At 68.5% G+C, this 22,630-nt stretch carries 21 protein-coding genes; 7 read left to right on the forward strand and 14 right to left on the reverse strand.

The features are described from left to right. Positions 1–6: 6 nt before the first annotated feature. Positions 7–591: a methionine biosynthesis protein MetW gene (metW, locus tag QTH87_RS17380; protein WP_286610926.1), complete on the reverse strand. Its 585-nt coding sequence runs from the start codon at positions 589–591 to the stop codon at positions 7–9. Then, positions 588–1,763 carry a homoserine O-succinyltransferase MetX gene (gene metX, locus QTH87_RS17385; RefSeq protein ID WP_286610927.1) on the reverse strand — a complete coding sequence of 392 codons (1,176 nt, stop codon included), beginning with the start codon at positions 1,761–1,763 and terminating at the stop codon, positions 588–590. The genes metW and metX overlap by 4 nt, the downstream gene beginning before the upstream one ends. Positions 1,764–2,145: 382 nt before the next feature. Here metX and rbp point away from each other — a divergent pair, with 382 nt between their 5' ends. Beyond that, entirely contained in the window at positions 2,146–2,670 is a 525-nt protein-coding gene (rbp, locus tag QTH87_RS17390; RefSeq protein WP_286610928.1) for an RNA-binding regulator, read from the forward strand. Between the two features lie 48 nt (positions 2,671–2,718). Here rbp and QTH87_RS17395 read toward each other — a convergent pair whose 3' ends face one another. The 4 genes from QTH87_RS17395 to QTH87_RS17410 are packed head-to-tail and all read right to left on the reverse strand — an operon-like array spanning position 2,719 to position 5,770. Continuing rightward, positions 2,719–3,510: an SDR family oxidoreductase gene (locus QTH87_RS17395; RefSeq protein ID WP_286610929.1), complete on the reverse strand. Its 792-nt coding sequence runs from the start codon at positions 3,508–3,510 to the stop codon at positions 2,719–2,721. Between the two features lie 3 nt (positions 3,511–3,513). Further along, positions 3,514–4,221, reverse strand: coding sequence for an LPS export ABC transporter periplasmic protein LptC (gene lptC, locus QTH87_RS17400; protein WP_286610931.1), 708 nt, complete (start codon positions 4,219–4,221; stop codon positions 3,514–3,516). Then, a complete protein-coding gene (locus QTH87_RS17405; RefSeq protein ID WP_286610932.1) occupies positions 4,218–4,769 on the reverse strand; it encodes a KdsC family phosphatase in 552 nt (183 codons plus the stop codon). The genes lptC and QTH87_RS17405 overlap by 4 nt, the downstream gene beginning before the upstream one ends. Continuing rightward, positions 4,769–5,770, reverse strand: a complete 1,002-nt coding sequence (locus tag QTH87_RS17410) for a KpsF/GutQ family sugar-phosphate isomerase (protein ID WP_286610933.1) — start codon at positions 5,768–5,770, stop codon at positions 4,769–4,771. Before QTH87_RS17410 ends, QTH87_RS17405 begins: the two co-directional genes overlap by 1 nt. An 88-nt stretch (positions 5,771–5,858) precedes the next feature. Between QTH87_RS17410 and QTH87_RS17415 the strand changes: the two genes are divergently transcribed. Further along, on the forward strand, positions 5,859–7,844 hold the full coding sequence (locus tag QTH87_RS17415) for a cation:proton antiporter (RefSeq protein ID WP_286610935.1): 1,986 nt from the start codon (positions 5,859–5,861) through the stop codon (positions 7,842–7,844). An 89-nt stretch (positions 7,845–7,933) separates the two neighbouring features. On the opposite strand, the gene QTH87_RS17420 is transcribed toward QTH87_RS17415, so the two are convergent. The 7 genes from QTH87_RS17420 to rpmH all read right to left on the reverse strand — a co-directional run bounded on the left by QTH87_RS17420 (position 7,934) and on the right by rpmH (position 13,546). After that, a complete protein-coding gene (locus tag QTH87_RS17420) occupies positions 7,934–8,851 on the reverse strand; it encodes a zinc ribbon domain-containing protein (RefSeq protein ID WP_286610937.1) in 918 nt (305 codons plus the stop codon). A 9-nt stretch (positions 8,852–8,860) separates the two neighbouring features. Next, positions 8,861–9,328 (reverse strand): Crp/Fnr family transcriptional regulator, encoded by a 468-nt coding sequence (locus QTH87_RS17425; protein ID WP_286610939.1) that lies wholly within the window; start codon positions 9,326–9,328, stop codon positions 8,861–8,863. 85 nt (positions 9,329–9,413) lie between these two features. Then, positions 9,414–10,820 carry a tRNA uridine-5-carboxymethylaminomethyl(34) synthesis GTPase MnmE gene (gene mnmE, locus QTH87_RS17430; RefSeq protein ID WP_286610940.1) on the reverse strand — a complete coding sequence of 469 codons (1,407 nt, stop codon included), beginning with the start codon at positions 10,818–10,820 and terminating at the stop codon, positions 9,414–9,416. A gap of 64 nt (positions 10,821–10,884) precedes the next feature. Beyond that, positions 10,885–12,666 carry a membrane protein insertase YidC gene (yidC, locus tag QTH87_RS17435; protein WP_286610942.1) on the reverse strand — a complete coding sequence of 594 codons (1,782 nt, stop codon included), beginning with the start codon at positions 12,664–12,666 and terminating at the stop codon, positions 10,885–10,887. Continuing rightward, on the reverse strand, positions 12,663–12,956 hold the full coding sequence (gene yidD / locus QTH87_RS17440) for a membrane protein insertion efficiency factor YidD (protein ID WP_286610943.1): 294 nt from the start codon (positions 12,954–12,956) through the stop codon (positions 12,663–12,665). The genes yidC and yidD overlap by 4 nt, the downstream gene beginning before the upstream one ends. Then, positions 12,953–13,339: a ribonuclease P protein component gene (locus tag QTH87_RS17445; protein WP_286610946.1), complete on the reverse strand. Its 387-nt coding sequence runs from the start codon at positions 13,337–13,339 to the stop codon at positions 12,953–12,955. The genes yidD and QTH87_RS17445 overlap by 4 nt, the downstream gene beginning before the upstream one ends. A 72-nt stretch (positions 13,340–13,411) precedes the next feature. Further along, positions 13,412–13,546 carry a 50S ribosomal protein L34 gene (rpmH, locus tag QTH87_RS17450; RefSeq protein ID WP_007834827.1) on the reverse strand — a complete coding sequence of 45 codons (135 nt, stop codon included), beginning with the start codon at positions 13,544–13,546 and terminating at the stop codon, positions 13,412–13,414. Between the two features lie 306 nt (positions 13,547–13,852). On the opposite strand from rpmH, the gene dnaA reads away from it, so the two are divergent. The 3 genes from dnaA to gyrB all read left to right on the forward strand — a co-directional run bounded on the left by dnaA (position 13,853) and on the right by gyrB (position 19,189). Continuing rightward, positions 13,853–15,232, forward strand: a complete 1,380-nt coding sequence (gene dnaA / locus QTH87_RS17455) for a chromosomal replication initiator protein DnaA (protein ID WP_286610948.1) — start codon at positions 13,853–13,855, stop codon at positions 15,230–15,232. A gap of 90 nt (positions 15,233–15,322) precedes the next feature. After that, entirely contained in the window at positions 15,323–16,429 is a 1,107-nt protein-coding gene (gene dnaN, locus QTH87_RS17460) for a DNA polymerase III subunit beta (RefSeq protein WP_286610950.1), read from the forward strand. A 138-nt stretch (positions 16,430–16,567) separates the two neighbouring features. Continuing rightward, entirely contained in the window at positions 16,568–19,189 is a 2,622-nt protein-coding gene (gene gyrB / locus QTH87_RS17465) for a DNA topoisomerase (ATP-hydrolyzing) subunit B (protein ID WP_444812803.1), read from the forward strand. 32 nt (positions 19,190–19,221) lie between these two features. Here the strand turns inward: gyrB and QTH87_RS17470 are convergent, their stop codons facing one another. Then, positions 19,222–20,517, reverse strand: coding sequence for an MFS transporter (locus QTH87_RS17470; RefSeq protein ID WP_286610952.1), 1,296 nt, complete (start codon positions 20,515–20,517; stop codon positions 19,222–19,224). Between the two features lie 236 nt (positions 20,518–20,753). Here QTH87_RS17470 and QTH87_RS17475 point away from each other — a divergent pair, with 236 nt between their 5' ends. Beyond that, positions 20,754–21,254, forward strand: a complete 501-nt coding sequence (locus QTH87_RS17475; protein WP_286610953.1) for a hypothetical protein — start codon at positions 20,754–20,756, stop codon at positions 21,252–21,254. A 170-nt stretch (positions 21,255–21,424) separates the two neighbouring features. Next, a complete protein-coding gene (locus tag QTH87_RS17480; RefSeq protein WP_286610955.1) occupies positions 21,425–22,609 on the forward strand; it encodes a metallophosphoesterase in 1,185 nt (394 codons plus the stop codon). Positions 22,610–22,630: the final 21 nt, after the last annotated feature.

Consider the following 22,630-nt stretch of genomic DNA (forward strand, 5'->3'; position numbering starts at 1 on the left):
GGCGGTTCAGCCGCGTTCGAACTTGAACACGGCGGTGCTCGCGCGCGCGTTCGGCAGCCAGCGCACCTCGCGGCCGTCCTGCAGGCCGAAGGCGTCGAGCACGCGCAGCCGGTTCTTGTGCGCGAGCACCTCGAAGTCCTTGAAGGTGCCGACGCGGATGTTGGGCGTGTCGTACCACTGGTAGGGCAGGCGGCGCGTCACGGGCATGCGGCCGCGCGCGATGCTGATGCGGTTGGGCCAGTGCGCGAAGTTCGGGAAGGCGACGATGCCGATGCGGCCCACGCGCGCGGTCTCGCGCAGCATCACCTCGGCATTGCGCAAATGCTGCAGGGTGTCGATCTGGAGCACGACGTCGAACGAGGCATCGTCGAACAGCGCCAGGCCTTCGTCGAGGTTGAGCTGGATCACGTCGACGCCGCGGCGCACGCACTGCAGCACGTTGCCGTCGGCGATCTCCACGCCGTAGCCGCTGCAGCCGCGCTCGCGCTGCAGAAGGTCGAGCAGCGAACCGTCGCCGCAGCCGAGGTCGAGCACGCGCGCGCCTTCGGGCACCAGGCGGGCGATCAGCTGCTGGGTCGAGATGTCGCTCATGCGGCGGCTCCCTGCAGCGCGCCTTGCGCCAGCGACATGCCGATGCGCTCGAAGTAGGAGCGCACCACGCTCATGTAGCGCACGTCGTCGAGCAGGAAGGCATCGTGGCCGTGCGGGGCGTCGATCTCGGCATAGCTCACGTTGCGGCGGTTGTCGAGCAGCGCCTTCACGATCTCGCGGCTGCGCGCCGGCGAGAAGCGCCAGTCGGTGCTGAAGCTCACGAGCAGGAACTTGGCGCTGGCCTGGGCCAGGGCTGCGCGCAGGTCGCCCCCGTGCGCGCGCGCCGGATCGAAGTAGTCGAGCGCGCGCGTGATCAGCAGGTAGGTGTTGGCGTCGAAGTACTCGCTGAACTTGTCGCCGTTGTAGCGCAGGTAGCTCTCGATCTGGAACTCGACTTCCTGCGTGGAATAGAGGAACTCGGTGTTCGCGGCGCTGCCCTCGACCGCGCTGCGCAGGGCGCGGCCGAACTTCTCGTTCATCACGTCGTCGCTCTGGTACGTGATGTGGCCGATCATGCGCGCGATGCGCAGGCCGCGCCGCGGGATCACGCCGTGCTCGTAGAAGTGGCCGCCGTTGAAGTCGGGGTCGGTGACGATCGCGCGCCGCGCCACTTCGTTGAAGGCGATGTTCTGCGCCGTGAGGCTCGGCGCGCTCGCGATCACGACGGCATGGCGCACGCGGTCGGGATACTGCAGCGTCCACGACAACGCCTGCATGCCGCCCAGGCTGCCGCCCATCACGGCCGCGAGCGTCTTGATGCCCAGCGCATCGAGCAGCACCGCCTGCGCCGTGACCCAGTCCTCGACCGTCACAACAGGGAAATCGGCGCCGTAGGCGCGCCCGGTCGCAGGGTTGTCGTGCATCGGTCCGGTGGAGCCGAAGCAGGAGCCGAGGTTGTTGACGCCGATGACGAAGAAGCGGTCGGTGTCCACGGGCTTGCCGGGACCGATCATGTTGTCCCACCAGCCTTCCGACTTCGGCTGGTCGGCGTAGACGCCGGCCACGTGGTGCGATGCATTGAGGGCGTGGCAGACCAGCACCGCATTGCTGCGCTCGGCGTTGAGCTCGCCGTAGGTTTCGTAGGCGAGCGTGTAGTGGTTGATCGATGCGCCGCTGCGCAGGGCCAATGGCCCGGCGAACTGCATCGATTGGGAAGTGACGACGAATGACATGAATGAAAAAACCCGGCCTCGCCAAAAACGAGCCGGGTCGGGCATCCGTCTTTAGCTGCATTTGTAAAGCGCCCGCAAGCTGAGCAAATCGGCGCCTGGCGGGAAGTATATGCGGCACGGCAGCGGTCGATCAACGCGACCCGGCCAGCAACCTACGGATGTAAGCGAGCGCTGACTTTTGGTGAAATGGGGCGGCCGCATTCAGTGCAAATTCCTACTTGCAAGACTTGCATTTCACTCATAATGCGCGAGCCTTCCTCCAAATTTCAGCGGGGCGGGCGAATCGGTGATCGGTCAGTTTCGCGCAACCCGGCGGATTCTCGTCGTGTTGCTGCTCTCGGGACTCCATCGCTTTTATTGATGTGTTTATAGGAGTCCCTTGATGGGCAACAAACTGTACGTCGGCAATCTGCCCTACTCGGTGCGCGACGGTGATCTCGAGCAGGCCTTCGGCCAATTCGGTGCAGTGACGAGCGCAAAGGTCATGATGGAGCGCGACACCGGCCGTTCCAAGGGCTTCGGCTTCGTCGAAATGGGCAGCGATGCGGAAGCCCAGGCCGCGATCAACGGCATGAACGGCCAGCCGCTCGGCGGCCGCAGCGTCGTCGTCAATGAAGCGCGTCCCATGGAGGCGCGTCCCCCCCGTAGCGGTGGCTACGGTGGTGGCGGTGGCGGCTACGGCGGCGGTGGTGGTGGCGGCTACGGCGGTGGTGGCGGCGGCGGCTATGGCGGCGGCGGTGGTGGTCGCAGCGGCGGCGGCGGCGGTTACGGCGGTGGCGGTGGTCGCAGCGGCGGCGGCGGTGGCGATGGCGGTTTCCGCAGCCCCTACGGTGCCGGCCCGCGTGGCGGCGGCGGTGGCCGCGGTGGCTACGGCGGCGGTGGCAATGGCGGCAACAGCGGCTACTGATCCGCTGCGCTCTGCATCAAAAAAAAGGCTCCCGACGGGAGCCTTTTTTCATTGCTCGCCTTCGCGGCGCTTGCGGCCTCGGCCCTGGAACAGGCGGTCGAACAGCGGGTTCGGCAGCAGCCGCAGCAGCTTGGCGACCAGGCCCATCTGCCACGGGATCACGCGGTAGCTGCTGCCCGCCTCGATGCTGCGGAAGGCACGCTCGGCGAACGCCTCGGGTGCCAGCAGGAAGGGCATCGGGTAGCGGTTGCCGCGCGTGAGCGGCGTGTCGACGTAGCCCGGCAGCAGCGTCACCACCTTCACGCCGCTGGCGCGCAACTCGCCGCGCAGGCTCTCGCAATAGGCGACGACGCCCGCCTTGCTGGCGCAATAGGCGCCGTGACCTGGCAGCCCGCGGATCGCCGAGACGCTCGCGATGCCGACCAGGCGCCCGCTGCCGCGCGCCGCCATCGCGGCGACGAACGGATGGAAGGTGGCAGCCAGGCCGACGTTGTTGACGGCCAGCAGCCGCGCCATCACGTCGAGATCGGTGCGCTGCGCGGTGTCGATGCCGATGCTGATGCCGGCGTTGGCGATCACCACGTCGGGCACTCCCTGCTGCGCGATGCAGGCAGCGCCGGCGGCCACGATGCTGTCGGTGACGGCCACGTCGGCACCGTAGACCCGCCAGCGATTGGCATCCAGTGCCTGCGCCGTGGCCCAGGCCTCGACCTCGGCCGTCCGGCGCGCGACCAGCGCCAGGTCGTAGCCGGCGGCGTGGAAGCGCGCGGCCAGGGCCTGGCCGATGCCGCTCGAGGCACCTGTGATGAAGGCCAGGGGGCGGGCTTGCGCGTCGGCCATGTTTCAGGGCTTGGGCGTCGCGGCCGGCCGGGGTGCTGCGGCAGCCGGCCTGGCGGGCGCCGGCGCGGGCTTGGCGGCGGCCGGTGGCTTGGGCGGCGACGGCGTCAGCACGCCGCGCACGCGTCCCTGCAGGTTGGCGACGCCGCTCAGGCTGTCATAGTCCATCGAGTCGGACGTGAAGGTGTCGCTGCCGCGCGTCAGCGTGACCGGCTTGTTCGACTTGACCCGCTCGGTGTCGAGGAAGGCATGCAGGAACTCGCCGCGGAATTCGAGCCGCGGCAGCAGCGTGCCGTTGGGCGCCTTGGCGGCATCGCGCACGATCACGGCATCGCCGAACAGCTGGATCTCGGTGCCGTCGCCGTTGGAAAGCCCGCGCTTGGCCGAGCCGTGGGTGACCAGGCCCTCGTCGGAGATGGAGCGCCAGCGCACGTCGTCGACCTCGAGCGTGTCGGTGTCGGGGTAGTGGCGGCCTTCCTTGCCGAACAGTTCGCTGCGCAGGTCGCCGTTGGGCAGGAAGTTCTTCACCGAGAAGCCGCGCATGAAGTAGTCGGGATCGTGCGTCGGCTCTTCCTTGGCCTGCGGCACGAGCATCTCGGGCGCGTTGCGCACCAGCCAGTAGGTGCCGAGCGCGAGCACCGCGGTCAGGATGATCGGCAGGTAGATCGTCAGGCGATCGAAGGCGTCGCGCAGCAGGCGCCAGGCCGCCTTCATGCGCGCGCGCCCCGCGCCTGCTCGAGCAGCCGGCCGTAGTGGCCGCCGGCCAGCAGCAGCAGGTCGCAGAACTCGCGCGCCGCGCCCTCGCCGCCGCGCGCCGTGGTGACGTGGCGCGCGATGGCACGCACCTCGGCGTGGGCGTTGGCCGGCGCCGCCGCGAAGGCCACGCGCCCGAGCACCGGCAGGTCGGGCCAGTCGTCGCCGATGGCCGCGGCCTGCGACCAGTCGAAGCCGAGCGCGGCCAGCATGGCTTCGGCGGCCGGCAGCTTGTCTTCGGTGCCGTAGCGCACCTGGTCGATGCCCAGCGCCTCGAGGCGGGCGCGCAGGGGCTTGGAATCGCGGCCGGTGATCACGGCCGGCGTGATGCCGGCGCTGCGGAGCAGCTTGAGGCCCAGCCCGTCGAGGATGCTGAAGCGCTTGAGGGTTTCGCCGTGCTCGGTGAAGTAGATGCCGCCATCGGTCAGCACGCCGTCGATGTCGAAGAAGGCGACCCGGATGTCCTGGGCCGCGAGCAGGGTCTCGGGCCTGAATTTGAGGGCGGCCATCAGATGACCTTCGCGCGCATCAGGTCGTTGATGCTGAGCGCACCGACCAGCAGGCCCCCGGCATCGACCACCAGCACGTTCGTGATGCGGTGCTGCTCCATCAGGTCGGCCGCTTCGGCGGCCAGGGCCTCGGCGCGCAGGGTGCGCGGATTGGCGTGCATCACGTCGAGCGCGGTCAGGGCGCGCAGGTCGGCGCCGGTCTCGACCTGTCGGCGCAGGTCGCCGTCGGTGAAGATGCCGATGGCGCGGCCGTCGGCACCGACCACCGCGGTGGCGCCCAGGCCCTTGGCGCTCATCTCGCGCATGATCTCGCTGAGGCCGGCGTCGGGACCGACCCGCGGGACCTCGTCACCCGAGCGCATGACGTCGCCGACGTGGGTCAGCAGCTTGCGGCCCAGCGCGCCGCCCGGATGCGAGCGTGCGAAGTCCTCGGTGCCGAAGCCGCGCGCATCGAGCAGCGCCACCGCGAGCGCGTCACCGAGTGCCATCTGCGCCGTGGTGCTGGCGGTCGGCGCGAGGTTCAGCGGACAGGCTTCCTTCTCGACGCCGCTGTCGAGCACGATGTCCGCATGGCGGGCCAGCGTGGAATCCTGGCGGCCGGTGATCGCGATCAGCGGCACGCCCTGGCGCTTGACCACGGGCAGGATGGTGGTGAGTTCCTCGACCTCGCCGCTGTTGGAGATCGCGAGCACCAGGTCGACCGCCTTGATCATGCCGAGGTCGCCGTGGCTGGCCTCCGCCGGATGCACGAACATCGCGGGCGTGCCCGTGGAGGCCAGCGTGGCGGCGATCTTGCGGCCCACGTGGCCGCTCTTGCCCATGCCCATCACGACCACGCGGCCGCGCACCTCGAGGATCTTGTGAACCGCCTCGGGGAAGCTGGGCCCCAGCCGCGCCTTGAGGCCCAGTACCGCTGCCGCCTCGATGTCGAAGGTCGTGCGGGCGCGTGCCAGCAGCGCGTCGGGATTGGTCGCAGGGGTCGCGGGGGGGCGGGAGCTCATTGCGGGATTTTATCGGCCGCCCATGGCCCGGGCGGCCATCGCCTCGAATTGGCGCGCGAGGCGGGCAAGGCTGTTGCTAGCATCGGGCATGTCCTCGCTCGATCTCACGTTGATGTATCTGCTCGCTGCGGTGATCGGCGTGGTGATCTGCCGGTCGCTGCGGCTGCCGCCGATGCTGGGCTACCTGTCGGCCGGCGTGCTGATCGGTCCCCACGCGCTGGCGCTGGCGCAGAACTCCGAAGGCATCCGCCACCTGGGCGAGTTCGGCGTGGTGTTCCTGATGTTCGTGATCGGCCTCGAGTTCAGCCTGCCCAAGCTGCGCGCCATGCGACGGCACGTCTTCGGTCTCGGCATGGCGCAGGTGCTGCTGACGATCTCGATCGCCACCGCGGGTGCGCTGCTGATCTCGACCTGGCTGCCGGCGGCCTGGAAGCTCAACTGGCAGACCGCGCTGGTGTTCGCCGGGGCGCTCACGATGAGCAGCACGGCGATCGTGGTCAAGCTGATGGCCGAGCGGCTCGAGCTCGACAGCGAGCACGGCAAGCGCGTGATGGGCGTGCTGCTGTTCCAGGATCTGGCCGTGGTGCCGCTGCTGGTGCTGATCCCGGCGCTCGGCGCGCCGCCCGAGACGCTGTTCAAGGCACTCGGCATCGCGCTGCTGAAGGCCGGCTTCCTGATCGCGGTGCTCCTCTACGGCGGCCCGCGCGTGATGCGCTGGTGGCTCACGCTGGTGGCGCGGCGCCGCAGCGACGAGCTGTTCATGCTGAACCTGCTGCTCATCACGCTGGGCCTGGCCTGGCTGACCGAGCTGGCCGGCCTGAGCCTGGCGCTGGGCGCCTTCGTGGCCGGCATGCTGGTGTCGGAGACCGAGTTCAAGCACCAGGTGGAGACCGACATCCGGCCCTTCCACGACGTGCTGCTGGGGCTGTTCTTCATCACCATCGGCATGTCGCTCGACTGGCACGTGGTGGTCGAGCGATGGGCGCTGGTGGCGGCGCTGCTGCTGCTGCCGCTGGCCTTCAAGCTGGTGCTGGTCACAGCCCTGGCGCGCGGGCTCGGCGCCACGGCGGGGGTCTCGCTGCGCACGGGCCTCTACCTCGCCCAGGCCGGCGAATTCGGCTTCGTGCTGCTGGCGCTGGCGCAGGACAAGAACCTGCTGCCGCCCTGGCTTGCCAATCCGGTGCTGGCCTCGATGGTGCTGTCGATGCTGGCGACGCCCTTCATCATCATGTATAGCAACCGCATCGTCCGGAAGCTGGTCGCGAGCGACTGGCTGCAGCAGTCGCTGCAGATGACCAGCATCGCGCGCAAGACCATCAACACGGCGCAGCACGTGATCATCTGCGGCTACGGGCGCTGCGGCCAGAACCTGGCGCGCATGCTGGAGCGCGAGGGCATTGCCTACCTGGCGCTGGACCTCGATCCCGATCGTGTGCGACAGGCGGCGGCCGCCGGCGATTCGGTGGTGTTCGGCGATGCCTCGCGCTTGCAGGCGCTGATGGCCGCGGGCCTCGCGCGGGCCAGCGCGCTGGTCGTGACCTACCAGGACGTGGGCGGCGCGCTCAAGGTGCTGGCCAATGCGCGCGCCCATGCGCCGCAGGTGCCGGTGATCGTGCGCACGCGCGACGACCGCGATCTCGAGAAGCTGCAGGCCGCGGGCGCGACCGAGGTGGTGCCCGAGGCCATCGAAGGCTCGCTGATGCTCGCCAGCCATGCGCTGGCGCTGGTCGGTGTGCCGATGCGGCGCGTGATCCGCGTGGTGCAGGACCAGCGCGACGAGCGCTACAACCTGCTGCGCGGCTACTTCCACGGCGCCGACGACGACAACGCCGACGAGATCGAGAACGAGCGGCTCAACAGCTTCACGCTGTCGACCGGCGCGCGCACCATCGGCCAGCCGCTGGCCGCGCTGGCGCTGGGCGGCCTGGGCGTGCGCGTCGTCAGCCTGCGGCGGCGCGACGGCATGGCTTCGGCGGTCGGCGACGACATGCTGCTGGCCGACGGCGACACGCTGGTGCTGTCGGGCCGGCCCGCCGCGCTCGCGATGGCGGTCGACAAGCTGCAGAAGGGTTGAAGACAGGGCCCCTCGCGACCGCCCGCTGCACGGGGATCGGCGCCCCGCGGCACTCGCGGTCGTGAGTGCCGGGCCGCGCCCGTCGCGGCTCAGTTCAGCAGCGTGGGATTGCGCTTTTCCTCTTCGATCTGCTGCTGCCGGCGCACGGCCTCGCACTGGGCATGGGCGCGCATCTCGGGCCTTGCGCACTGCGTTGCCATGCATTGGGCACGGGCGATGAAGTTCATGCCGGCGCATTGGGCCTGCGGCGTCGGCGGCGGCGGCGGCGCAGGGGCGGGCGCAGGCGGCTCGGGAGCAGGAGGCGGCGGAACCACGACCGGCGCGGGTGGCGGCGGCGGCGCCGGCTTGCGGGTTCGTGCGGGGCTGGGCTTGGCGGGCGGCGTCGGTGCGGCCTCGGCCTTGAGCACTTCGGCGGGTGGTTCGACGACAGCCGGCGAGGGGGTCGGGTCCAGCATGGCGGCCGTGCCGGCAGTTCCGCTCGATGGTGGCAATGTCGCAACGACCGCGGCTGCGGATTCGGGCGCCGATGCCGCAGGCGGCGTCGGCGGCGGGGGGCTCACGGATGCCAGCACGGGAGCGGGTGAAGGCGCCGGTCCCGAGAAATACCAGAAGGCTGCGCTCGCCAGCGCCGCGACCGCCAGCAGTCCGACGACCGCACGGCGCAGCGGATGCCGGTCAGCGTGCCGCCTGCGCGGCGCGCGCTGGGGCTGGTGACGCTGGATCGGCCGGGTGAATTCGCGCTCGCTGCGAAATGCCGGCACAGCGGCCAGGGCTTCTTCTTCAGCCTGCCGTTCGGCCTGCGAGGGCGCCTTGGGCTTCGGGATCGAAGGCGGAGCCGGCAACTCGGCGGCCCGGCTCATCTGCTGGGTCGCTGGCCATTCCTCCTCTTCGCCCGCGGGGGGGCCGGGCGGCGTCGGCCGCAGCGCCTGCAGGCGACGGCCGCAGCCTTTGCAGAACTTGGCGCCATCGCGGTTTTCCGTGCGGCAGTCCGCACATGCCTGCGTCATCGCAGTGCTTCAGGTGACCGCGACGCGCTTGGGCTTGTTCACCATGCGCTTGGCGATCACGGCGCCCAGACCCATTGTGAGCTCCAGCGCGAGCGTGGGCTGCCGGTTCGACAGCTCGGCAAAGCGGATGGCGGTCATGCGCCAGACGCGCGCGGCGCCGGTGGCGACCACGTTGGCGGAGCGCGGCGCGCGCGAGAAGAAGGAGCCTTCGCCGACCACCGAGCCCGGGTTCAGGATCGCAAGCTGCATCTGCCCCTTGTCGCCGATCAGGTGGACGCTGAGGGCACCGCTCTCGATGAAGAACACCGTGCGGTCCTGGGCACCCTGGTCGATCAGGACCTGGCCGGCGGCAAGATCGAAGGGCTGCAGATAACCGGCCACGGTTTCCCATTGCTGCGCCGTGAGCGCTGGCGCAAAGGCGTCGTAGCTGGTGTTCTGCGCGATGGCGCGGCAAAGATCCTGAATGCTGGATGACATCGATATAGCCCCTGCTGTGCGTCAGAAGTATCCGCGAAACGTCAAATGTGCGGTGACAGATGTCACAGAATGAGACATTTGTTGATCACTTGCCGATGCAAAAGCGGGAAAAGATCACGCCGAGCAAGTCGTCGGCGCCGAATTCGCCGGTGATTTCGTTCAGTGCGTTCTGGGCCAGCCGCAACTCCTCGGCCAGCAGGTCGAGCAGTCGTGCCTGGGCCGCGAGGTGGCCGGAGGCCTGTGCGATGTGGTCCTCGACCCGCGCGAGCGCCTGCACGTGGCGGGCACGCGCCAGGTAGACGCCTTCGGGCACCGCGTGCCAGCCCGCCGCCTCGAGCAACCGCTGGCGCAGGCGCTCGATGCCTTCGCCGGTGCGGGCCGACAGCGCCACGCCCTGGCCCGGCGCCTCGCCGGTGGCGGCGTCCAGCTTGCTCCAGACGTCGATCACCGGGACCGAACGCGGCAACCGGCGCGCCAGCAGCGCGGCGATCTGCGCATCGGCCTCGGCATAGGCCGGCGTGGCGCTGCGCGTGAGGTCGTGGAGGAAGAGCAGCGCGTCGGCGTCCTCGATCTGGCCCCAGGCGCGCGCGATGCCGATCTGCTCGACCTCGTCGCTGCTCTCGCGCAGGCCGGCGGTATCGACCACGTGCAGCGGCACGCCCTGGATCTGGATGGTCTGCGAGACCACGTCGCGCGTGGTGCCGGCCACGGCGCTGACGATTGCGAGCTCGGCGCCCGCGAGCGCGTTGAGCAGCGAGCTCTTGCCCGCGTTGGGCTGCCCGGCGATCACGACCTTGATGCCTTCGCGCAGCAGTGCACCCTGGCGCGCCCGCTCCTGCACCTCGGCCAGCTGCACCTGGAGCGCGAGCAGCTGGCCCGCGGCGTCGGCTTCCTGCAGGAAGTCGATCTCCTCGTCGGGAAAGTCCAGCGTCGCCTCGACCAGCATGCGCAGGCGCACCAGCGCCTCGAGCAGGGTCTGGATCTCGGCCGAGAACGCGCCCGACAGCGAGCGGCTGGCGCTGCGCGCCGCGGCCTCGGTGCTGGCGTCGATCAGGTCGGCGATGGCCTCGGCCTGGGCCAGGTCGATCTTGCCGTTGAGGAAGGCGCGCTGGCTGAACTCGCCGGGCTCGGCCACGCGCAGGCCGGCGAGGCGTGGCTTGCCCGTGGCGGGGTCGATCTCGGCTGCGGCCGCCAGCAGGCGCGCCAGCAGCAGCTGGAGCACCACGGTGCCGCCATGGGCCTGCAGCTCGAAGACGTCCTCGCCCGTGAACGAATGCGGGGCCGGGAAGTGCAGCGCCAGGCCGCGGTCGATGGCCGACCCGTCGGCATCGCGAAAAGGCAGGTAGCTGGCTTCGCGCGGGCGCAGCGGGCGGCCGCACAGCGCGACCACCAGCGGGAGGAGATCGCGGCCGGACACCCGCACGATGCCGACCGAGGCCCGGCCGGAGGCGGTGGCGATGGCGACGATCGGGTCTGCGGTGCGTGCGAGCATGGATCGGGATTCTTCCAGCAAAAAGGGCCGCTTTCGCGGCCCTGGGTCGGGATGGTTGGCGGACCTACTTCGCAGGCTTGGCCAGCTTCTGCAGCTTGGGCGGATTGCCCAGCACGCCGAGGCGCTTGTTGATGAACCACTGCTGCGCGATCGACAGCACGTTGTTGGTGATCCAGTAGAGCACCAGGCCGGCCGGGAAGAAGATGAACATCACGCTGAAGGCCAGCGGCATGATCCACATCAGCTTGGCCTGCATCGGGTCCGGCGGCGTCGGGTTCAGCCAGGTCTGGAAGAGCGAGGTGGCGGTCATCACCACCGGCAGGATGAACCACGGATCGGGTGCCGACAGGTCATGGATCCACAAAATCCAGGGCGCGTGGCGCATCTCGACCGACGACAGCAACACCCAGTAGAGCGCGATGAAGACCGGGATCTGGATCAGGATCGGGAAGCAGCCGCCCATCGGGTTGACCTTTTCCTCGCGGTAGATGCGCATCATCTCCTGCTGCATCTCCTGCGGCTTGTCCTTGAGCCGCTCGCGCATCTCCATGATCTTCGGATTGATGGCCTTCATCTTGGCCATGCTGGCGTAGGCCTTGGCATTGAGCCAGTAGAAGGCGGCCTTGAGCAGCACCACCAGCGCCACGATCGCCCAGCCCCAGTTGCCGAGGATGCCGTGCAGCTTGTGCAGCAGCCAGTAGAGCGGCTTCGAGATGATCGCGAAGATGCCGTAGTCCTTCACCAGGTCGAGGCCCGGCGCGAGCGACTCGAGCATCTTCTCTTCTTCGGGGCCGGCGAACAGGTTGCTGGCGACCGTCTGCGCGGCGCCCGGCGCGAGCTGCGGCAGCTTGAGCACCATGGCGATCGAGAACAGGTTGTTGCCGAGGTCGGCGACGCGGAACTCGCGCTGGATTGCTTTTTCGCTGCCGGGCACGTTGAGCAGCCAGGCCGCGACGAAGTAGTGCTGCACCATTGCCACCCAGCCGTTGTCGGTGGGCGCGGGAAGCTCGACCTTGCCCTTGGCGATGGCGCTGAAGTCGATCTTCTGGAACTTCTTCTGCTCGGTGTAGATGGCCGGGCCGGTGAAGGTGTTGGTGCCGAACATGGTGCCTGCGGCGACCGTGCCGTGGCGCGTGAACTGCAGGTAGAGCTGCGGGTCGAGCGGCTTGTCGCTGACGTTCACGACCTGGTGGTTGACCCGGATCGAGTAGTCGCCGCGCTGGAAGCTGTAGGTCTTGACGTACTTCAGGCCGCCGACGGGCTGCGATTCGAAGACGACGTCGAGCTTGTCCTGGCCTTCCGCCAGTTCACGCGGGCCGGGACGCGCGGTCATCAGGCTCAGGTGGTTCGGGAAGCGCTCGCCGGTCTCCACCGTGTTGAGCAGGCCGGTCTGGGCCACGTAGCGCGTGGCGGGCGAACCGTTCTCCATCAGCATCACGGGCCGCACTTCGTTCTTGGGCACCGGCATGCCGAACAGATGGCGCACCCATTCGATCAGGCCGCCGTTGTTGGTCTGGTCCAGGAACTTGAGCAGCTGCAGTTCGGACAGCGTGCCGCCCTCACCGTCGATGGTCGCCTTGAAGAGGTCGGTCGAGATAGTGACCTTCTCGCCGATGGCGGGCGCTGCGCCCTGGACCGGCACGGCGCCCGCGGTTCCGGTCGCGCCCGCCGCGGCAGGCACGCCGTTGCTGGCCGCGGGCGTGCCCGGCGTCTCGGCCGGAGCGGCCGTGTGGGCGGAAGGCAGGAAGGTCGGCTTGTGGCCGTTGAAGACCTGCCATTGGTCCCACAGCATCACCAGCGAGAAACCAAAAATCACCCACAGGATGGTGCGGCGGATATCGTTCATGAAGATGACTTCTTGTCGTCGGAAGAGAGAAAGGAGAACAGCGATGCCGGCTGCTTTGCCGACTGCCGCGCCTTCGGGGGAGGCACCGGATCGTGGCCGCCCTCGCACCAGGGCTGGCAGCGTGCGATGCGGTGCAGGGTGAGATAGCTGCCCTTGGCGGCGCCGTGCTGCTCGAGTGCGCCGATGGCGTAGACCGAGCAGGTCGGCTCGAAGCGGCAGGACTGGCCGAGCCAGGGGCTCAGCAGCAGGCGGTAGCCCTTGACGAGGCCGATCAGCAACCGCTTCATCATGCGCGCGCCGTTGCGGCCCGTTCCAGCAGTTGCTGGAGTTCGGCGCGCACGGCGGCCTTCAGCGCGTCGGAACTCGCGCTGACGAATTTCTGGCGATCGAAGGCCGCCCGCAGGCGCACCACGTGCGCCGCGCGCGGCAGCGATTCGACGACGGCAGCACTCACGGTGTAGATCTGGCGTTTGATCGCGTTGCGGGTGACCGCACGGCGGGCCCAGCGCTTGGGAACCATCGCGCCCAGCCACACGTCATCGGCGGAGAACAGCGATTCGGTCCCGCCCGGCGCGGCGAGCGCGCAGCGGTGCAGTGCGAAGTGGGCTGTGCGCGCCACGGTGGCACCGGCGAGGACGGCCTGGAATTGCGCGCGCGTCTTGAGCCGCTGCATGGAGGCCGACCGCGAAACGCCGTCAGACGCTGAAGGCGGCGACGGGTCGACTGGCAACGGCGCCGACGAGCCTTAGACGGCCAGGCGCTTGCGGCCCTTGGCGCGGCGAGCGTTGATCACGGCGCGGCCGCCACGGGTCTTCATGCGGACCAGGAAGCCGTGGGTACGGGCGCGGCGGACTTTGGAAGCTTGGTAAGTGCGTTTCATGATTAATTTCCTGATTCACCGGGTGACCGGCAGGAAGGCGGGAAGCCCTCCGGATGATGTCCAGATTGAGGCCCGGATCTGTCGATACCCCGAAACACAAGAAAGAGGTTTTCAGGGAAACCCGCGATTATCGCAAAGTTTCAAGGCCTGCACAATCCGGGGCGCGTCTGCCGCGTGCTTTCCCTGGCCTCGCGACGGTGTGGATAAGGTTTTGACAAGTTAGAATCGGCGGCGCATCGCGGGTGCGACTATCCACAACACCAAGACGGAAGATGGCCGAGGGACAAACCACTTTTCAGAGCACCCATGCCGAGTGAAGGCATAGGCGACAGCCTTTGGCAGGCCTGTGTCGACCAGCTCGCACAGGAGCTGTCCGAACAGCAGTTCAACACCTGGATCAAGCCCCTGACCGCACAGGTCGCGGATGATCTTTCGCGGGTCACGGTCTTCGTGGCCAACCGCTTCAAGCTCGACTGGATCCGGGCCCAGTACGCCGGCAAGATCGCCTCCATGGCGGAGAAGCTCTATGGCCAGCCAGTGACTATCGAGTTAGCGCTTGCTCCTCGGGAAATCGTTGCACGGCCTGCATCGATTGCCATTGTGGCCGACACCGACGTGCCGCGCGACATCGCCGCACCGGGCGAGGATCTGGCGGCCGCCGCGTTCAAGAACCGGCTCAATTCGGGCCTCACCTTCGACACGCTGGTGGAAGGCACGGCCAACCGCATGGCGCGCGCCGCGGCGATGCACGTGGCCGGCATGCCGGGGCACCTTTACAACCCGCTTTTCATCTACGGCGGCGTCGGCCTCGGCAAGACCCACCTGATGCACGCTGTGGGTAACCGCTTGCTTGCGGACCGTCCGGATTCCAAAGTTCTCTACATCCATGCCGAGCAATTCGTTTCGGATGTGGTCAAGGCCTATCAGCGCAAGACCTTCGACGAGTTCAAGGAGCGCTATCACTCGCTCGACCTGCTGCTGATCGACGACGTCCAGTTCTTCGCCAACAAGGACCGCACGCAGGAAGAATTCTTCAACGCCTTCGAGGCCCTGCTGGCCAAGAAGTCGCACATCGTGATGACCAGCGATACCTACCCCAAGGGCCTCGCGGACATCCACGAACGGCTGGTCTCGCGCTTCGATTCGGGTCTCACGGTGGCGATCGAGCCGCCCGAACTCGAGATGCGCGTGGCGATCCTGATCAACAAGGCGCGCGCCGAGAGCGCCGAGATGCCCGAGGAAGTCGCCTTCTTCGTTGCCAAGAACGTGCGCTCCAACGTGCGCGAGCTCGAAGGCGCGCTGCGCAAGATCCTCGCCTATTCGCGCTTCAACCAGAAGGAGATCTCCATCGCCCTGGCGCGCGAGGCGCTGCGCGACCTGCTGTCGATCCAGAACCGGCAGATCTCGGTCGAGAACATCCAGAAGACGGTGGCCGACTACTACAAGATCAAGGTCGCCGACATGTATTCGAAGAAGCGGCCGGCCTCGATCGCGCGGCCGCGCCAGATCGCGATGTACCTGGCCAAGGAGCTGACGCAGAAGAGCCTGCCCGAGATCGGCGAGCTGTTCGGCGGCCGCGACCACACGACCGTGCTGCATGCGGTGCGCAAGATCTCCGGCGAGCGCCAGCAGCTCACCGAGCTGAATCAGCAGCTGCATGTGCTGGAGCAGACGCTCAAGGGCTGACGATCACCGAAAATGGCCGGCGCCCTGTGCAGGGCGGCCCCTTATCGACGACGACCGAATTGAACTAAAGAAACGAGGAAGAGGTAAGACATGATCGTTTTGAAGGCTACCCAGGACAAGGTTTTGGCCGCGCTGCAGTCGGTGGCGGGCATCGTGGAGCGGCGCCACACCCTGCCGATCCTGGCCAACGTCCTGATCCGCAAGACCGGCGGCCAGCTGCAGCTCACCACCAGCGACCTCGAGATCCAGATCCGCACCCATGCCGAGCTTGGCGGGGACGACGGCAACTTCACCACCACCATCGGTGCCCGCAAGCTGATCGACATCCTGCGCACCATGCCGGCCGACCAGACCGTGAGCCTCGAGTCGAGCGCGAGCAAGCTGGTGCTCAAGGGCGGCAAGAGCCGCTTCACGCTGCAGTCGCTGCCGGCCGAGGACTTTCCGCTGGTGCAGGAATCGGCCAACTTCGGGCCGGTGTTCAGCGTGCCGCAGAAGACGCTCAAGGACCTGCTGAGCCAGGTCTCGTTCGCGATGGCGGTACACGACATCCGCTACTACCTCAACGGCATCCTGTTCGTCGCCGAAGGCAAGCAGCTGAGCCTGGTCGCCACCGACGGCCATCGCCTGGCCTTCGCCTCGGCCACGCTCGATGTCGAGGTGCCGCGCCAGGAAGTGATCCTGCCGCGCAAGACCGTCCTCGAGATGCAGCGCCTGCTGTCCGACGCCGAGGGCGCGATCGAGATGCAGTTCGCGAACAACCAGGCCAAGTTCAGCTTCGGCGGCATGGAGTTCGTCACCAAGCTGGTCGAGGGCAAGTTCCCCGACTACAACCGCGTGATCCCCAAGACCCACAAGAACACGGTCACGCTGGGCCGCGCGCCGCTCCTGGCCAGCCTGCAGCGCACCGCGATCCTGACTTCCGAGAAGTTCAAGGGCGTGCGGCTCAACATCGAGCCCGGCACCCTGCGCATCGCCTCGAGCAATGCCGAGCAGGAAGAGGCGCAGGACGAGCTCGACATCGACTACGGCGGCGACGCGATCGAGATCGGCTTCAACGTCACCTACCTGATCGATGCGCTCTCCAACATGGGGCAGGACATGGTCAAGCTCGACCTGGCCGACTCCAACAGCTCGGTGCTGATCACGATTCCCGAGAACGCCTCGTTCAAGTACGTCGTGATGCCGATGCGCATTTAGCACACCCCCAGGTTGGCTCACTGCGTGTAGCCGCCCACCCCCTTGCAGGGGGCGATACCAGCGGCCCGGCAGAGCCGGTTCCGCGGTATCTCCCGAACAGAAGGCGCCGCAGTCCTGGTGCCAGAGAGAAAGAGTCTGATGAGCGAAGAAAACAAGCCGGAAGTGCCGCACACCGAACCGGTCTACATCCCCGAGATCGAAAGCGCGATTCCGATCGAGCTGCCTGCGGCCGGTGACACCTCGTACGGCGAAGGCTCCATCACGATCCTCGAGGGGCTGGAGGCGGTGCGCAAGCGCCCGGGCATGTACATCGGCGACACCTCCGACGGCACCGGCCTGCATCACCTGGTGTTCGAGGTGGTCGACAACTCGATCGACGAGGCCCTGGCAGGCCATTGCGACGACATCGTCGTGACCATCCACAGCGACAACTCGATCTCCGTCACCGACAACGGCCGCGGCATCCCGACCGGCGTCAAGATGGACGACAAGCACGAGCCCAAGCGCTCGGCAGCCGAGATCGCGTTGACCGAGCTGCACGCGGGCGGCAAGTTCAACCAGAACAGCTACAAGGTCTCGGGCGGCCTGCATGGCGTCGGCGTGAGCTGCGTGAACGCGCTGAGCATCAAGCTGCGCCTGGTCGTGCGCCGCGAAGGCAAGATCCACGAGCTCGAGTTCAGCCGCGGCTTCGTGCAGAACCGCCTGCTGGAGCAGGTCAACGGCGTCGAGGTCTCGCCGATGAAGATCGTCGGCGACACCGACAAGCGCGGCACCGAGGTGCACTTCCTGCCCGACACCGAGATCTTCAAGGAGAACTCGGACTTCCACTACGAGATCCTCAGCAAGCGCCTGCGCGAGCTGAGCTTCCTCAACAACGGCGTGCGCATCCGCCTGCTCGACGAGCGCACCGGCAAGGAAGACGACTTCTCGGGCGCCGGCGGCGTGCGCGGCTTCGTGGAGTTCATCAACAAGGGCAAGACGGTCCTGCATCCGAACTCGTTCTACGCGGCGGGCGAAAAGCCGGCCGATACCTACGGCGGCATTCCCGGCACCCACATCGGCATCGAGGTGGCGATGCAGTGGAACAGCGGCTACAACGAGCAGGTGCTGTGCTTCACGAACAACATCCCGCAGCGTGACGGCGGCACCCACCTCACGGGCCTGCGCGCCGCGATGACGCGGGTCATCAACAAGTACATCGAAGAGAACGAGTTCGCCAAGAAGGCCAAGGTCGAGGTCACGGGCGACGACATGCGCGAAGGCCTGTGCTGCGTGCTGAGCGTGAAGGTGCCCGAGCCCAAGTTCTCGAGCCAGACCAAGGACAAGCTGGTGTCGAGCGAGGTGCGCGCACCGGTGGAAGACATCGTCGGCCGCCTGCTCACCGAATACCTGCAGGAGCGTCCGAACGACGCCAAGATCATCTGCGGCAAGATCGTCGAGGCGGCCCGTGCGCGCGAGGCCGCACGCAAGGCGCGCGAGATGACGCGCCGCAAGGGCGTGCTCGACGGCATGGGCCTGCCGGGCAAGCTGGCCGACTGCCAGGAAAAGGACCCGGCGCTGTGCGAGGTCTACCTGGTCGAGGGCGACTCCGCCGGCGGGTCCGCCAAGCAGGGCCGCGACCGGAAGTTCCAGGCCATCCTGCCGCTGCGCGGCAAGATCCTCAACGTCGAGAAGGCGCGCTACGAGAAGCTGCTGACCAGCAACGAGATCCTCGTGATGATCACGGCCCTGGGCACCGGCATCGGCCGGGCCGGCGCCACCAGCGCGGGCGGCGGCGCGGACGACTTCAACGTCGCCAAGCTGCGCTACCACCGCATCATCATCATGACCGACGCCGACGTCGACGGCGCCCACATCCGCACGCTGCTGTTGACCTTCTTCTACCGCCAGATGCCCGAGCTGGTCGAGCGCGGCCACATCTACATCGCGCAGCCCCCGCTCTACAAGGTCAAGGTCGGCAAGGAAGAGCAATACCTCAAGGACGGCCCGGCGCTCGACGCCTTCCTGCTCAAGGTGGCGCTCAAGGAAGCCAGCATCGAGACCGGCGGCCCGAACCCCGTCACGCTGACCGGGGACACGCTGGCCGAGCTGGCGCGCAAGCACCAGCTGGCGCAGGCCGTGATCGCGCGCCTCGGCGCCTTCATGGATGCCGCCGCGCTGCGCGCGATCGCCGACGGCGTGTCGCTCGACCTCGACACCACGGCGGCGGCCGAGGCCTCGGCGGTCGCGCTGCAGGCCAAGCTGCGCGAGCTCGGCGACAACGGCGAACCGGCCGAGGTGGCGAGCGAGTTCGACGCCCGCACCGACAAGCCGCTGCTGCGCATCAGCCGCCGCCACCACGGCAACATCAAGAGCAGCGTGCTGACGCAGGACTTCGTGCACGGCGCCGACTACGCGGCCCTGGCGACCGCGGCCAACACCTTCCGCGACCTGCTGGGCGAAGGCGCCGTGGTCAAGCGCGGCGAAGGCGAGCGCGCCAAGGAAGAGAAGGTTGCCGACTTCCGCATCGCGATGAAGTGGCTGATCGGCGAGGCCGAGCGCGTCACCTCGCGACAGCGCTACAAGGGCCTGGGCGAGATGAATCCCGAGCAGCTCTGGGAAACCACGATGGACCCGAACGTGCGGCGCCTGCTGCGCGTGCAGATCGACGACGCGATCGAGGCCGACCGCGTGTTCACGATGCTGATGGGCGACGAGGTCGAGCCGCGGCGCGAGTTCATCGAGCAGAACGCGCTCAGGGCGGCGAACATCGACGTCTGAGCGAGCGGGCAGGCGGCGGGCAGCGGAGCCTTTCAGCCCCGCTCGGCCGGCGCCGGCGCCAGGGCGCTCCGGCCGGCGCCGCGCCCCAGTCCGCCCACGATCGCCGCGGCCACGAGCACCAGCGCGCCGCTCGTCAGCATCGTGGCCGAGATGCCCCAGCCGTCGACCACCAGGCCGCCGAGCAGCGCGCCCGTCGCGATCGCCACCTGGAAGCCGCTCACGAGCAGCGCCTGGCCGGCTTCGGGCGCATCGGGCATGGCTTCCATCATCCAGCCGGTCATGGCGACCGGGATCATGCCGAAGGCCGCGCCCCAGGTCAGGATGACGAGCGTCGCGGCGACGAAGCCGCCACCGACCAGTGTGGACAGCAGCAGCGCGGTCGCCAGCAGCAGGGCCGCCGCCAGCGCGGCGCTGCGCACGCTGCGCGCCAGCAGGCTGCCGCCGACGAAGGTGCCGACGAAGCCGACCGCGCCGTAGGCCAGCAGCAGTGCCGTGACCGCGCCCGGGCCCAAACCGTAGACCTGCTGCAGCAGGGGCTTCAGGTAGGTGTAGGCGGCGAAGTGGCCGGCGACCAGGAACAGCACGGCGAGCAGGCCGACGCGGGCCATGGGACGGGTCAGCGGCTTGAGCAGGTCGCGCGCGACGATCGCGCGGGCCGGCGGCATGGCCGGCAGCAGCCAGACCTGTACCGCGAGCACCGCCGCAGCCAGCAGGCCCGTCACGCCAAAGGCGGCGCGCCAGCCGACCAGCGTGCCCACCAGCGCACCGGCTGGTACGCCGAGCACCGTGGCAACCGAGACACCGGCCAGCACCATCGACATCGCGCGCGCCTTGGAGGCGTCGGCGACGAGCTGCGTGGCGGCGCTCGGCGCGAAGGTCCAGAAGCCGCCCACGCAGAGGCCCAGCAGCAGCCGCGCGGCCAGCATGGTTGCGAAGTTCGGCGCGAAGGCGGCCAGCAGGTTCGAGACCACGAGCAGGGCGGTCAGCGTCACCATCACGGTGCGCCGGTCGAGCCGGCCCGAGGCGACGATCAGCGCCGGGCCCGCGAGCGCCGCCAGCACGCCCGGCATCGTGACCATCAGGCCCGCGGTGCCGTCGCTGACCTGCAATCCGGCGCCGATGTCGGTCAGGAGGCCGATCGGCAGGAACTCGGTCGTCACCATCGCGAAGGTGCCGACGGCGATCGAGCCGACCGCGAGCCAGGCCGAGCGGCTGACGTCGGCGGACACGGGGCGGATGGCAGGTGCGGGCGCGGGCGCGGACGCGGTCGCGGCGATGGCCGAGAGGGCCGCGACATCGTCGGCGCAGGAGGAGCAGGGAGCATTCATCGGCGGGGAATCCTGAAGTCGGCCGGACGGTGGCCGGCGGGCGTTTGAAGGACGCTCGAGTCTGCCGGCGCCGGCGGGACCGCGAACGCGTGCATCGGCACCTCTCTATTTCCGGAATGCCAACAATGCTCGGCGCATATCGATGCGCGTAAACGCTATGCCTAGCCCGGGTCTTGCTAAGGAAAATCGGCGCCAGAGAAAAGGCGCCATCCCAGCAGGCAAGGACAGCACATCAAATGACCACGACGTTCCGGTTCTGGCGGCCCCTGGCGGCCGCGGCGCTCATCACAGGCATCCTCGGCGCGGCTCAGGCGGCGACCAATCCCCCGATCCGCGTTGCCCAGGGCATCGAATACATGTGCGGCGGGCAGACGCGCGCCGAGGCGGCGTTCATGCAGACCGTGGCCCCGCGCTGGGCCGCCAGCCTCGAATTCGCGGTCAGCCGCGGCAAGCCGGGCCAGTTTCCCGCCGACGTGAAGGTGGTGGTGCGCGAGCGCTACACCGGCCGCACCGTGATGGAGGCCGCCACGGCAGCGCCCGTGATGCTCGCGCGGCTCGATCCGGGCGCCTACGAGGTCGAGGCCACGCTGGCGGGGATCACGATCGAGCAGTCGCTGACCGTATTCAACGGCCTGTCGTCGAAGGCTTCCTTCGTCTGGCCTTCGAACATCGACTTTGCGGCCGCGCTCGGCCTGCCGCGCGCCGAGCAGCAGGCCGTCGCGCGCACGCGCGACTGATCCGTCGCCGGTTCCGAGGACTGTTACTCGGTTCGGGGTCGCAGTCGCGCGGCGGCCGCGCCGCCCGCGTGTGAAAATTCAGTGCTGCCCTCGCATGGCACGCACCTTGAATACAGGTGGCGTCATTCGCACATGGTGTGTCCGGGCACCGCCCGACTTCCTAGGCCCCGATGCCGCTTCGCTCCCTGATCGTCTTCACCACGCTGCTGCATGTCTACATCGGCCTGCGGCTGCTGCCTGCGCTCGCAGGCGTCGCCTGGGCCTGGCCGTTGCTGCTGGCGGCGCTGGTGGTCTCGGCCGCGACCATGCCGTTGCCCTTCGTCGGCATGCGCTCGGGTCGCGAACGGCAGCTGGCAGACGGATGGAAATGGATCGGCCTGATCAGCATGGGCTGGTTCTCGTCGATGGCGGTGCTCACGCTGGTGCGCGATGCCGGGCTGCTGCTGGGCTGGCTTGTCGAGCTGGCCACCGGCCTTGCACTGGACGGCGAACGCTGGCGCTTCTGGACCGCCGCCGCGGTGCCGCTGGCAGCCTGCACCACGTCGCTGGTGGGGCTCTTCAATGCGCGGCGCACCGCCAGCGTGGTGCGCGTCGACGTCCCGATCCGCGATCTGCCATCGGCGCTCGAGGGCTTCACCATCGCGCAGCTCAGCGACATCCATGTCGGACCGACCATCAAGCGCGGCTACATCCAGCGCATCGTCGATGCAGTCAATGCGCTCGGCGCGGACATGGTCGCGATCACCGGCGACCTGGTCGACGGCACGGTGCCGGAGCTGCGAGAGCACATCGCGCCGCTGCGGCAGCTCAAGGCCCGGCACGGCACCTTCGTGGTCACCGGCAACCACGAGTACTACGCGGGTGCGCATGCCTGGATCCACGAGCTGCGCCGGCTCGGCCTGCGCGTGCTGCTCAACGAGCACGTGATCCTGCAGACCCGCAACGTGAAAGGTGCGCAAACCGACGAGGAGGTGCACGGCAGCGCGCTGCTGGTCGCCGGTGTGACCGACTACACGGCCGGCCATTTCGACGCCTCGCATGCGAGCGATCCGCAGGGCGCGCTGGCCGATGCACCGCCGCTGGTGCACACGCGCGTGCTGCTCGCGCACCAGCCGCGCAGTGCGCCGGCGGCGGCCGAGGCCGGCTACCACCTGCAGCTGTCGGGCCACACGCACGGCGGCCAGTTCTTTCCGTGGAACCTGTTCGTGCCGCTCCAGCAGCCCTTCACCGCGGGGCTGCACAAGCTGCAGGAGATGTGGGTCTATACCAGCCGGGGCACCGGTTACTGGGGGCCGCCCAAGCGCTTCGGGGCGCCGTCCGAGATCACGCTGCTGCGCCTCGTGCAGGCCGACTAAGGCCGGTCGGGCCCGGCGCAG

It is taken from the genome of Variovorax jilinensis (assembly GCF_030316885.1).
Taxonomy (GTDB): Bacteria; Pseudomonadota; Gammaproteobacteria; order Burkholderiales; family Burkholderiaceae_C; genus Variovorax; species Variovorax jilinensis.